Origin of the sequence: Enterococcus italicus DSM 15952 (genome assembly GCF_000185365.1) — a bacterium.
GTDB classification, from domain to species: Bacteria; Bacillota; Bacilli; order Lactobacillales; family Enterococcaceae; genus Enterococcus_G; species Enterococcus_G italicus.
The window spans coordinates 1624187-1637126 of record NZ_GL622241.1 but is presented as its reverse complement, the minus strand read 5'-3'; the positions used below and the strand labels follow the sequence as shown (position 1 = coordinate 1637126).

Genomic DNA, 12940 nt, shown 5'->3' with positions numbered 1-12940 from the left:
TCACAACCTAATTAAGAATTGTTCTAAAAGTAGCTCTCTTTGCAATAAGTCAAAACTTCTTAAAAATTTGAAGAGCAATTTTTAGAATTTCTGACTTATTGCGCGGAGCTAGACGCTTTTATTACAACCTATTTTAAGCGGTGTTCTAAAAGCAGCTCTCTTAACAATAAGTCAAAACTTCTTAAAAATTTGAAGAGCAATTTTTAGAATTGTTGACTTATTGCGTAGAGCTAGACGCTTTTATCACAACCTATTTTTTAGTTAGTTTTACGACGACTTCGCAGCGAGCAGTCTGGGGAAACATATCGACAGATTGCAAATAATCAACACGATAGACTTTTGCCAGTTGTACGAGGTCACGTGCGAGGGTGGAGACGTTACAAGAGACATAGACCAACCGTTTGCTAGGGTGACGCAAGAGGGTTTGTAATAATTTGTCATCCAAACCGGTGCGTGGTGGGTCAACGACGATGGCATCTGCATGGTAGCCATCTTTCACCCATTTTGGAATCAGATCTTCAGCGGTGCCAGTCTCATAGTGCGTATTTGTAAGTCCTTTTCGTTGGGCATTTTTTTTGGCATCGGTAATTGCTTGCGAAATGGTATCCATGCCACGGACTTGTTTAACAAATGGGGCGACACTTAAACCAATTGTTCCGACACCACAATAGGCGTCAATGACAGTATCTGACGACTGATAGTCAAGAGCACGAATGGCTTCTTGATAGAGAACACTTGTCTGATAAGGATTTAATTGGAAGAAGGCGCGTGCGGATAAATCAAACGTTACTTCGTTGATTTGTTCTTCAATTGTATCTTTGCCCCAAAGGTTGACCGTTTTCTCACCCATTACGAGCGAAGTCTTTTTGTTTTGGATATTTTGCATGATTGATACGACGTTTGGTAAACGAGTCGTCAGTTCTCTTATTAGTGCTTGTTTGGATGGAAATTTTTCTGAATTGGTAATAAAGACAAGTTGTAGTTCATTGGTTATGACACCAATTCGCACCATCAATGTCCGAAAGATGCCGCTGTTTTTCTTCTCGTCATAAACAGGTACGTTGTATTTGTTTAAGAGTTGGACCGTTGTGTTTAGGACTTGCTGCGTTTGCGGCTCTTGAACTAAGCAATCATCAATCGGCACTAGTTCGTGACTATTCGGACGATAGAGTCCAGCTTCAATTCGTTGACGCTTATTAGAATATCTTAGTTGGAATTGAGCTTTATTACGGTAATGCCAAGGATCATCCATGCCAATCGTTGGTCGTAAGTCAAATTCTTGGTAGCCTTTTGGTTTGAATTTTTGCAGTGCTTGCTTTAGTAAATCCCGCTTAAATACCAGTTGCTTGTTGTAGGATAGATGTTGTAGTTGACAGCCCCCGCATTCTTCATAAACATGGCAAGGTGGTGTGATACGATTGGGGCTTTTTTTGACAATTTTAGTGACTTGGCCTTCAGCAAATTTTTGCGAAACGTTGGTTACTGTCGCCACGACTTCTTCACCAGGTAGGGCGTTTGGAATGAATAGAATTAGATTACGAAAATACCCGATTCCTTCCCCGTTTATGCCTAATCGTTTGATTTTTAGTTGGACTGTTTGCCCTTTTTTGATTGCTGCTTGTATCATTGAAAGCTCCTTTGAAATTGTATTCTTCTAATTGTAACATACATGCCGAGCCGAAAAAAATATGGTACACTGAAAAAGGATTGGAGTTGGGCGCATGAAAGTCATAAAGGTAAGCAAACATAAAAAAGATAGCTACCAAGTAGAATTTGACAATGATGTTTCATTACTTGTCTCAGAAGATTTGCTAGTGGAATTTCGCTTAATAAAAGACAATGAACTTAGCTCAGACGAGTGGGACAAGCTTGTGTATAAAGCGAGCTATGATCGCGGGTTGCAACTTGCTTTAAACTATATTAGTTATCAATTGCGAACAGTCCAAGAAGTCGACCGCTTTTTGAAAGAAAAGGAATTTACCAGTGAAAATCGCAAAAAAATTATCGAGCGACTCGCGGAACTACAGGTGATTGACGATACTTTTTATGCGCAGAGCTATGTCCGCACTCAGCTTGCGTTATCCGATAAAGGACCAAAGCAAATTCAACAAAAACTGAAGCAAAAAGGGATAAAAGAAACAATTATTCAAGATGCGCTCCAATTGTTTGACGAGCAAAGTGAAGTTGACTTAGCACTTCGCACGGCGATGAAATTAAATCAGCGCATTCATCACAAAAGTCATCGCGAACGACTGCAAAAAATTCGGTTAGGCTTGCTTCAAAAAGGTTATCAATCTCAAGTTATCGAACAAGTGATGGGACAGATAGAGATTGAAGAAGATGAACAAGAAGAAAACTTGGCGTTGGAGAAGGCGGGCTGGTTGCTTTGGCGCAAAAATCAGCGTTTGTCGCTCGTTAAAAGAAGACAAAAAGTAAAACAAGGCTTATATGCGAAAGGATTTGCAATCGAGCAGATTCAAGAGTTTATAGATAGGGAATGTATAGATGAGTCAGAATAAAACGAACTGGTCACAAGCAACTATTAGCGCTTTTCAAGAGGCCTTTTTAATTTGGTACCATCGCGAGAAGCGCCAATTACCTTGGCGGGAATACCGAGATCCCTATGCGATTTGGATTTCAGAAATTATGCTCCAACAGACCAGAGTTGAAACGGTCATTGGTTATTATTACCGCTTTATGAAAGAATTTCCTACCATTCAGGACTTAGCTAATGCACCGGAAGACAAATTACTAAAAGTCTGGGAAGGGTTAGGCTATTATTCACGAGCTAGGAATTTACAAGTCGCGGCCAAACAAATTGTCACTGAGTATGGGGGTCAATTTCCAAAAAGGGTCGCGGAGATTCGTGAATTAAAGGGAATTGGGCCGTACACTACAGGTGCGATTGCAAGTATTGCATTTGGCATTGCTGAGCCGGCTATTGACGGCAATGTGATGCGCGTCACCAGTCGTCTATTTGGCATCACTGACGACATCGCAAAAGCCAGCACGCGGAAAGTGTTTGACGCGTATGTGCGCGATATATTATCGCCGGTGGAACCTGGAGAGATGAATCAAGCCTTTATGGATTTAGGCTCGAGTATTTGCACGCCGACTTCTCCAGATTGCCAGCGCTGTCCGCTTATCAATTTTTGTTATGCGTATAAAACGGAGCAGACCACTGCTTTTCCTGTTAAATCAAAAAAACAAAAACCAAAGAACCTGTATTATTTGGCTGCGGCGATTGAGAATGTGGACCATGAGTTTGCCTTAGTGAAGCGGCTATCTGAAGGTTTGTTAGCCAATATGTGGCTCTTTCCAATGCAAGAGGTATCAGAGGACGAGTACCGGACCATTCAGCGTACATGGGATAAAAGTGACCAGCAGCTTGATCTAGATCTAGTCGCAGAGGAGACGATTGAGCCATTTCCAGATTATGGTGATGTCATTTGGCAAACACGTCATTTAGGAGAAGTGACCCATATCTTTAGTCACTTAAAATGGCACGTACTTTTGTTTTATGGTCGCAAAGTTGGTCAAGATGTGAGTCAAGAGTTAAATTGGGTCAAACAAAAGGACTTCACTAATTATGTCTTTCCAAAGCCCCAGCAGAAACTTGTCGAGCAATTGAAGAAAAATGGGAAACAATAAAGAATAGTGCTAGGCAAAAAAATTTTTTATTGTTATAATATTACTGATATTGGTGGATTCCACCAAACTATTGCGTTGATGTTTCGCTGAGGGAAGGGTTGCTATGCGAGTTCCGAAAGAAGGAGAGTTTGTCAGCATTCAAAGCTACAAACACGATGGCAATTTGCACCGGACGTGGCGTGATACCATGGTATTGAAGACAAGCGAATATTCAATGATTGGATTAAATGACCATACGTTGGTCACGGAATCAGATGGTAGACGTTGGGTTACACGTGAACCAGCCATTGTATACTTTCATAAAAAATATTGGTTCAATGTCATTGCGATGATTCGAGAAAAAGGTGTTTCTTATTATTGCAATCTAGCTTCGCCTTATCTTTTGGATGAAGAAGCACTAAAATACATTGACTATGATTTGGACATTAAAGTATTTCCTGATGGTGAAAAGCGCCTACTTGACGTCGATGAATACGAGCTACACAAGAAGATGATGCACTATCCTCGTGATATTGACTTTATTTTGAAAGAAAATGTCAAAATTTTGGTTGATTGGATAAATAATGGGGAAGGGCCGTTTTCTGAAGGGTATGTTGATATCTGGTATGATCGCTATAAGCAATTGTCACAAAGATAATCGACTATGAAAGTAGTCCAGAAAGCTGAGACAGAAGTGTTCAGCTACATGCAAAAAGACCATAGAATTCGAAAGTTGTTTCTTAAACTTTTAGATTCTATGGTCTTTTGCTAATAGCTATTTTTTGACGCTATACGATGAATTAGCTACACCAACTTTACTCCGTAAGTGCTTTTTGCATAGCAATATGCTTGATACCTGCATCTTGAAAGTAGTCACCAAAGGGTTTGAAGCCCAGTGCTCGATAGAATCCTTCTGCGGTTACTTGTGCGCCTAATTCAATACGAGTAAATGCTAGTTCTTCACATCTTTTTTCGATTTCTTTTATTAGTAGTGCACCATTGCCGGTTCCTCTAGCAGTTTTTTTGACAGCCATCCGTTGTAGTTTTGCCACACCATTCGCTTTTTCTAGAATACGCGCTGTCGCTATCGGTTGGCTTGCTTCATACAATACGAAATGAATCGCATGTGCTTCATCTTGATCGATTTCTAGCTCTACTGGCACTTTTTGTTCATCTACAAAGACTTCTTTTCGTAAAGCTAATGCATCCAAATATATTTGGCTTAACGTATCTTTTGTTTGTCTTATGATCATCTGGTCACCTCATCGTTTTATTAGGATAACTATACACTTTTTTTTCTCACACTGTAAAGAAGTAGAAAATTGACCCTAAAGTTTTCTTTTATGCCTAAATAACATATAATAAAGTCTATAAAAGGGGGAAGTCTATTGCTAAATTCAAAAAAGAGACAACATTTGCTTTTTTGGTCTGTAGAAATTTTGATTGGTGCGACACTCATCTACGTACTGAGTAAGATTGGGTTTTTGTTTCAACCAGTAGGAACATTTTTTTCTACCTTATTTATACCTGTTTTAATTGCAGGGTTTTTGTATTACCTCTTAAACCCAGTGGTTAGTTTATTAACAGAGCGGTTCCACTTTAAACGAATTTTAGCGATTGCCCTAGTATTTATTTTATTAATAGTGGCACTAGTCTTGATTGTTGTCAGTGTTATTCCGAATTTGGTCAACCAAATTGCCCAACTAGCGACAAATATCCCATCATTTGTTTCAGATGTGGAAAGTTGGCTCTATAATATTTCACAAACAGAGTGGTTAAAAAAAGTGGATGTGATGGAGGAACTTGATAAATTTAACCTTTCATATGGATCAATTTTGCAAAATTTTTTAAGTGGCCTTTCTAGTAGCTTGGGCTCAATCGTATCGACAATTGCCAATGCGGCGATGATAGTGATTACCGCGCCATTTATTTTGTTTTATATGTTAAAAGATGGTCATAAATTTGTACCAAACGTCGAAAAAGTCTTATCACCAAAACGTAGCTCCCAAGTGTCAGACTTGATGGGACAGCTTAATAAGACACTCTCGAATTATATTAGTGGTCAAGCGATTGAATGTCTTTTTGTCGGAACCTTTACTTTTTTAGGTTATTGGCTGATTGGTGTCGATTTTGCCTTCTTATTTGGGGTCATTGCTGGTTTGGCTAACTTGATTCCTTATCTGGGCCCGTATTTCGGTCTATTACCAGCTGTTTTGGTAACAATCTTCAATGATCCATTCAAAGCATTGTTGTGCTGTATTGTAGTTTTAGTCGTGCAACAATTAGATGGAAACATCATCTATCCGAATGTTATCGGCAAGTCACTCGCAATCCACCCATTGACAATTATCATCGTTTTGCTAGTAGCTGGTAATTTAGCAGGCTTATTAGGTATCTTTCTAGGCGTACCTTTCTATGCAATCTGTCGTACAATTATTGTTTTTGTTTATAAAATGATTCAAGATGCCAGAAGTCATAAAGATGACGAGAGCAAAAAGGATTCTGTTGCAAAGAAAGAATCTTTGTGATACGATTTTAGCATGGATTTATCCATGCTTTTTTTTACTATTTTTTTATGAATAAGGAGAGAAAAAACTATGAATGCTGACCCCGAGAGTCAGTCGCTTTTAGCGCAAATTTTAATTTTGATTGTTTTAACACTGATCAATGCTTTTCTGGCTGCCGCCGAAATTTCTGTTGTATCCATCAACAAAAATCGTGTGGAACAAAAAGCAGAAGAGGGAAATCTTAAATCCAAAAAGTTGTTGAAGATTCTTGAAAATCCCACTAATTTCTTATCGACAATCCAAGTTGGGATTACCTTAGTAAACATTTTGTCAGGGGCTTCCTTGGCAGAGAGTTTGACGGCTAAGTTGGCACCAGTACTAGGTGGCACATCTGTTGCAAAGAGTCTTGCAAATCTGATTATTTTAGCTGTTTTGACCTACGTATCAATTGTATTTGGTGAGCTTTATCCAAAACGAGTGGCATTAAACAAATCAGAAGAAATTGCACAGGCTACCTCAGGAGTGATTCAAGCAATAGGAATCGTGATGAAACCATTCGTATGGTTGCTGTCGGCTTCGACAAGCTTATTGGCTAGAATTACCCCAATGAAATTTGATGATGTAGACGAAAAAATGACGCGTGATGAAATGCGTTATATGCTTGAAACAGAAGGTGTCCTAGAGGATGACGAACTTGAAATGCTACAAGGTGTCTTTTCTTTAGATACAAAAGTAGCACGTGAAGTAATGGTCCCTCGTACGGATGCATTTATGGTAGACGTAAATGATTCAGTAAGTGAAATCTTAACCAGAGTCTTACAAGAAAACTTCTCTAGAATTCCAGTCTATAATGAAGACAAAGATAAAGTCATTGGTGTCTTGCATACCAAAAATTTATTAAAAGCAGCTTACAAAGTTGGTTTTGATCAATTAGTGCTACAAGAAATCTTGCAAGAACCACTATTTGTCCCAGAAACTGTCTTTATTGATGATTTATTATATGAATTGAAGCGAACACAAAACCAAATGGCTATCCTATTAGATGAATATGGTGGTGTGGTAGGGATTGTGACGTTGGAAGATTTATTAGAGGAAATTGTCGGCGAGATTGACGACGAAACAGACGAAGTTGAGAATCTATATGAGAAAATATCAGATCAAGAGTACCTTATCCAAGGTCGGATGTTAATTGATGAATTCAATGAATTATTTGAAACGAATTTGCACATGTCGGATGTAGATACCATGGCTGGCTATTTGATTACAGCATTAGGAACGATTCCTGATGAAGGTGAAAAGTTATCATTTAAGGTTGATAATATAACGCTAACTTCCGAAGAAATGGAAGGAAGCCGTGTCTTAAAAATAAAAGTTGTCTTTAGCGAAATTCAAGAAGAAAATGAAGATCCCGAGGAGGAACGTCGCTTCTTCAAAAAAGACTTCGAGGATGACGAGCCAAGAAGATAAAAAAATTGCAGAAAGATTAGGGCTTATCCAGTAAGCTCTCAGCAATAAATCGCGAAATTCCGAAAATTGCTTCTCAAGTTTTTGACTGAATGTTGAGGGAGTAACTTTTATAAATCGGTTATGTATGTTAAGGCGTGTGACAGAAGTTTGTCACACGTCCTTTTTGTACTTCGCCATATCACAACTCATATAGTAAAATAAAGATAAGACGAATAATCTTATTGAATGGTTAAAATCAAGAACACGAATTGGGAGGGAGGGACATGAAAAAACTATTTTTATTATTTGTACCAGTACTTTTACTAAGTGGCTGTCAAAGTGCCGAAGAAACTAGCTCATCGACTTCAAAAAGTGAACTGACTAGCACTACTTCAACTACCTCAGTAACAAGTACCAGTAGTCAAGAATTGATAACCGAATCAGCTGAAAACCAAGGTGAAACAGATTTAAATATTGAAGAAATTAACAATAATAATTTGGCTTCTTTAGTAGGTACGTGGGAAAATGGTACAGGAGATACGTTAATTATTTATTCTGATGGGTCTACAAATAAGAATTTAACAGTACATGGCGTGGAAAATTCGGATCAAACGAGTACGATCCCATATGCCAGTTTGACTGATGGTACGACGGGTGCAGCCTTAGGATTATTTAAAATTGGCTTTGAAAATCCTGACGGCGATCGCTCGGATACATCTAGACCACGAGTTGTCATAGCGCAACAAGGCGGAAACTATTCACCAGAAACCTATTACTACCGCCAATAAAATTTAAAAGAAAAAGCTACTTGCTAAAGGGAATCTTTTTTTACCATTCAAATCATGCTATACTAAATCAGTTGTGAAAGTAAGACAAGCTATAAGAGGAGGCAAGTGCTCTTAACGAGTGATACTATATGAAAAATACAAATTTAAAAGAACAGGTAGATAGTCGGCGAACATTTGCGATTATTTCCCATCCGGATGCTGGGAAAACGACTATCACAGAGCAGTTATTATTATTTGGCGGCGCTATTCGCCAAGCAGGAACTGTAAAAGGGAAAAAAACGGGCAATTTTGCCAAATCTGACTGGATGGAAATTGAAAAACAACGTGGGATTTCCGTGACAAGTTCAGTGATGCAATTTGATTACCAAGATAAAAAAGTAAACATTTTAGATACGCCAGGACATGAGGATTTCTCTGAAGATACTTATCGAACACTGATGGCAGTGGATAGTGCCGTCATGGTTATTGATAGTGCCAAAGGGATTGAAGCGCAAACAAAGAAACTTTTTCAAGTCGTGAAAAAAAGAGGAATCCCAATTTTCACCTTCATCAATAAGTTGGATCGTGATGGTCGGGAACCATTAGACTTATTAGAAGAATTAGAGGAACTATTGGATATTGAGTCTTACCCAATGAATTGGCCGATTGGTATGGGACGGGGATTAGAAGGCTTATATGATATTTATAATGAGCGCATTGAATTTTATCGTCCTGAGCAATATGGAGATCAACGCTTTGTTAAGTTAGATGCGAATGGTGAACTTTCAGGCGATCATGCATTAACTGAGAACAGCTTATATCATCAAGTATTAGAAGAAGTTGAGTTATTGAAAGAAGCTGGCGATACATTCGATGTTGAAAAAATCGCAAAAGGAAATCAAACGCCTGTCTTTTTTGGCTCGGCATTAACGAACTTTGGTGTGCAAACATTTTTAGAAACATTCCTAAAATTCGCACCTGCGCCGCATAGCAATATGACAGTCGATGGCGAATTGATTCGTCCAGATGAAGAAGAATTCTCAGGCTTCGTCTTTAAAATTCAAGCAAATATGAATCCGGCCCATCGTGACCGTATTGCCTTTGTTCGAATTTGTTCAGGAACATTTGAACGCGGCATGGATGTGACGTTACAGCGAACGGGTAAAAAAATGAAGCTAAACAACGTGACACAATTTATGGCTGATGCGAGAGAAAATATCGAGCAAGCAGTTGCCGGGGATATTATCGGTGTTTACGATACTGGTAATTATCAAATTGGGGATACGTTAACAGAAGGTAAATTAAAGATCAATTATGAAGAATTGCCATCATTTACGCCGGAGCTATTTATGAAAGTCACGGCTAAAAATGTGATGAAGCAAAAGTCATTTCATAAAGGCATTTATCAGTTAGTCCAAGAAGGTGCGATTCAACTGTACAAAACTTACTTAGCGGATGAATATATTTTGGGTGCAGTAGGTCAGCTACAATTTGAAGTCTTCCAGTATCGTATGATGAATGAATACAACTCAGAAGTCATTATGACACCGCTTGGCCATAAGATTGCTCGATGGATTGATCCGAAAGATTTGGATGAACGGATGAGCTCTAGTCGCAATATCTTAGCGAAAGACCGTTTTGACCAACCGTTGTTTTTATTTGAAAATCAATTTGCTGAAAGATGGTTTATGGAGAAGTACCCGCAGATTGAATTGCATAAGTTGATGTAAGAAAAAAAGTGTCACTGCAAATAAATGCAGTGGCACTTTTTAGCGGTTAATGGTGTTTGTTCGAGGAATAGAAATTTCAACTAGACCAGGAGTCTGAATCATGGATATCGCGGAGCTATTGTAATTTTCGCTAGGAATTTTTTTTAAGAAGTAGGCGCGAATATCTTCAACTTCAGTTGGTTTGATCGCTCTTTTTTTATTGATTAATAATATTTCATAATGAGTCGGTGCTACTGTATATACAACTGTAATGTCTCCAGCAGTATACACTTTTACCATTTCCGCGTCTGTGTGCTCTAATTGTTGCATGACTAGTCTAGAATGGCTATTGGTTACGTTAATTAGTTTCATTTTCTCACCTTCTTCGTTGTGGAATAAAAAAACTTATATTCATAATTAATTATAATTAGTTTTATAAAAAATAGAAAGTAGAAAACACGAAAAGCACACATTTATTTAGGTAAAAGACCAAAAAAGTGGTTTTCTAATTCTAATGAATCAAAAAAAAAAGAATTTGCTTCAAATTTTCCATAGTAAAAGGAGTGTGACAAAATTAATCACACTCCTTTTACTTAGTCTTCTACACTTTCTTTGATTACAACTGGTTCAGTTTGCGCTTCAATTAAAATGTGCTCGTTGTCATCTAATGTCGCTTGCAAGTCATGCACTTCAGGATGATCTAGGTAATATTCTGCTACACCGTCTTCCAGCGTATCTTGAATGGTTCTTCTAAGTGGTCGAGCTCCCATTGAAGGATTGTAGCCTAGTTCGACTATCTTTTCTCGAACAGCCACTGGCACATCAAGGTGCAGTTTTTGTTGGTGCAACATGTCATTTACTTCATCAATCATCAAGCCGACAATAGCTTGTAGTTGTTCTTTGCGTAAGGCTTTAAACTCGATAATGCCATCAAAGCGATTAAGAAATTCAGGGACAAAATAGTTTGATAATTGGTTTAACACCGATTTATTTGTACCAGTAATGGACGCACCAAAGCCAACACTTGCTTCGACATTGCCTGTACCAGCATTACTTGTCATAATAATTAAGGTATCTTTAAAGCTAACGGTTCGGCCTTGTGCATCAGTCAATCGACCATCGTCTAGGATTTGGAGGAACATATGCAAGACATCGGGATGGGCTTTTTCGATTTCATCTAAAAGAATCAAGCTGTAAGGATTGCGACGTACTTGTTCTGTTAGTTGACCAGCTTCTTCATAGCCGACATAACCAGGAGGCGAACCGATTAATTTTGAGACGCTATGTTTTTCCATGTACTCAGACATATCAAATCGAATCATGGATTCTGTTGATCCAAATAATTCATAGGCTAATTGCTTAGCAAGCTCGGTCTTACCGACACCAGTTGGACCGACAAATAAGAACGAACCAATTGGACGATTTTTCTTGCCAAGTCCGATACGATTACGACGGATAGCTTTTGCTACTTTGTCTACAGCTTCATCTTGACCGATGACATGTTTTTTAATATCGTCTGCAAGATTACGCAATTGTGTCTGTTCTTTTTCTTTTAGTTCCCCGACTGGAATACCTGTTCGTTGTTCGACCAATTTTTCCATCGTTTTTTCCGTAATGACAGGAATATCTTCATCGGATACTTGTTTTTCTTTAAGCTTTTGTAATTTGGTCACTTGATCACGATAGTAAGCAGCTTTTTCATAATCTTCTTCACGTGACGCTAAGTTTTTTTGCTCTTGGGCATATTGTAATTTTTGTTCGATTAATTTAGGGTCAGTAAACTGAATGGTTAAGTTTTCTTTTGAACCTGTTTCATCGAGTAAGTCAATTGCTTTATCTGGCAGATAGCGATCTTGAATGTAGCGATTTGATAGTTCTGCTGCAGCTCTGATTGCTTCATCAGTATAGTGCACATGATGATAAGATTCATACCTTGGTTGCAACCCTTTTAAAATACGAATTGTTTCTTCAATAGAAGGTTCGTTGACTTTGACTGGTTGCATTCTTCGCTCAAGGGCAGCATCTTTTTCGATGATTCGGTATTCATTTAAGGTTGTTGCTCCGACAAGTTGGATTTCGCCACGAGCGAGTGCGGGTTTTAAGATATTACCGGCATCCAAATTCCCATCTCCAGCCGATCCTGCACCAACAATTTCATGAATTTCATCAATGAATAGAATAATAGTTTCAGCATCTTTGATTTCTTGCAGCAATTTTTGCAGCCGTTCTTCGAATTGACCTCGGATTCCAGTACCTTGTACCAGTGAAGCAACGTCCAATCGAACGACTTCTTTGTTTAGTAGTTTTTGAGGGACTTCACCGTCAATGATTTTTTGGGCTAATCCTTCTACAACCGCAGTTTTTCCGACACCCGGTTCACCTACTAGAACAGGATTATTTTTAGTTCGGCGATTTAAAATTTCAATGACACGTTCAATTTCTTTGTCGCGACCGACAACAGGATCGATTTTTCCTTCGCGTGCCAATTTAGTCATGTTAATCCCATATTCACCTAAAATACCTTGTAAACCGTTATCTCTAGGTGGTTGGTTATTGCCGCCTCCAGTTTGAGTAGGTGGGGTTTGGGTATTATTAGAAGAGTTCATTTGTTGTGACATTTGACGGAAAAAGTCATCTAAATTTCCGAATCCAAATGGATCTTTTTGCATCATTTGACCAGCACTTCCTTCTTGTTGAGCCTTAATTTTTTGATAGCAACTTTGACAATAATCAATTTGTTTGCGTTGGCCAGCAACGTTAGCATACAAATGGATAGTTGCTTCATTTTTTCCACAATTTTGACAAAGCATGGGCTCACGACCTTTCTTTTCATAAATTAAGTCAGTATTGATTGACCAATATTGACCTTTAAAGTAATTAT

General features: G+C 38.4%; 11 protein-coding genes. 7 read left to right on the top strand and 4 right to left on the bottom strand.

Going from position 1 to position 12940, the window contains the following annotated elements:
• Window positions 1-250: 250 nt before the first annotated feature.
• Window positions 251-1627 carry a 23S rRNA (uracil(1939)-C(5))-methyltransferase RlmD gene (rlmD, locus tag HMPREF9088_RS07580; RefSeq protein WP_007208611.1) on the bottom strand — a complete coding sequence of 459 codons (1377 nt, stop codon included), beginning with the start codon at window positions 1625-1627 and terminating at the stop codon, window positions 251-253.
• A 94-nt stretch (window positions 1628-1721) separates the two neighbouring features.
• Between rlmD and recX the strand changes: the two genes are divergently transcribed.
• The 3 genes from recX (at window position 1722) to ntdP (ending at window position 4288) form a co-directional block, all read left to right on the top strand.
• Window positions 1722-2519 carry a recombination regulator RecX gene (gene recX, locus HMPREF9088_RS07575; RefSeq protein ID WP_007208610.1) on the top strand — a complete coding sequence of 266 codons (798 nt, stop codon included), beginning with the start codon at window positions 1722-1724 and terminating at the stop codon, window positions 2517-2519.
• Window positions 2506-3651 carry an A/G-specific adenine glycosylase gene (gene mutY, locus HMPREF9088_RS07570; RefSeq protein ID WP_007208609.1) on the top strand — a complete coding sequence of 382 codons (1146 nt, stop codon included), beginning with the start codon at window positions 2506-2508 and terminating at the stop codon, window positions 3649-3651. Before recX ends, mutY begins: the two co-directional genes overlap by 14 nt.
• 103 nt (window positions 3652-3754) lie before the next feature.
• On the top strand, window positions 3755-4288 hold the full coding sequence (gene ntdP, locus HMPREF9088_RS07565) for a nucleoside tri-diphosphate phosphatase (RefSeq protein ID WP_007208608.1): 534 nt from the start codon (window positions 3755-3757) through the stop codon (window positions 4286-4288).
• A gap of 157 nt (window positions 4289-4445) precedes the next feature.
• Here ntdP and HMPREF9088_RS07560 read toward each other — a convergent pair whose 3' ends face one another.
• Window positions 4446-4883 (bottom strand): GNAT family N-acetyltransferase, encoded by a 438-nt coding sequence (locus HMPREF9088_RS07560; protein ID WP_007208607.1) that lies wholly within the window; start codon window positions 4881-4883, stop codon window positions 4446-4448.
• Between the two features lie 135 nt (window positions 4884-5018).
• Between HMPREF9088_RS07560 and HMPREF9088_RS07555 the strand changes: the two genes are divergently transcribed.
• The 4 genes from HMPREF9088_RS07555 to HMPREF9088_RS07540 all read left to right on the top strand — a co-directional run bounded on the left by HMPREF9088_RS07555 (window position 5019) and on the right by HMPREF9088_RS07540 (window position 10080).
• Window positions 5019-6158, top strand: coding sequence for an AI-2E family transporter (locus HMPREF9088_RS07555; protein ID WP_007208606.1), 1140 nt, complete (start codon window positions 5019-5021; stop codon window positions 6156-6158).
• Between the two features lie 69 nt (window positions 6159-6227).
• Entirely contained in the window at window positions 6228-7604 is a 1377-nt protein-coding gene (locus HMPREF9088_RS07550; protein ID WP_007208605.1) for a hemolysin family protein, read from the top strand.
• Between the two features lie 263 nt (window positions 7605-7867).
• Window positions 7868-8371, top strand: coding sequence for a DUF6287 domain-containing protein (locus HMPREF9088_RS07545; RefSeq protein ID WP_007208604.1), 504 nt, complete (start codon window positions 7868-7870; stop codon window positions 8369-8371).
• A 128-nt stretch (window positions 8372-8499) separates the two neighbouring features.
• Window positions 8500-10080, top strand: a complete 1581-nt coding sequence (locus tag HMPREF9088_RS07540) for a peptide chain release factor 3 (RefSeq protein WP_007208603.1) — start codon at window positions 8500-8502, stop codon at window positions 10078-10080.
• Between the two features lie 39 nt (window positions 10081-10119).
• Here the strand turns inward: HMPREF9088_RS07540 and HMPREF9088_RS07535 are convergent, their stop codons facing one another.
• Both HMPREF9088_RS07535 and HMPREF9088_RS07530 read right to left on the bottom strand, forming a co-directional pair.
• Window positions 10120-10431, bottom strand: coding sequence for a DUF1827 family protein (locus HMPREF9088_RS07535; protein WP_007208602.1), 312 nt, complete (start codon window positions 10429-10431; stop codon window positions 10120-10122).
• A gap of 221 nt (window positions 10432-10652) precedes the next feature.
• Window positions 10653-12869, bottom strand: a complete 2217-nt coding sequence (locus HMPREF9088_RS07530; protein ID WP_040367360.1) for an ATP-dependent Clp protease ATP-binding subunit — start codon at window positions 12867-12869, stop codon at window positions 10653-10655.
• Between the last annotated feature and the right edge of the window lie 71 nt (window positions 12870-12940).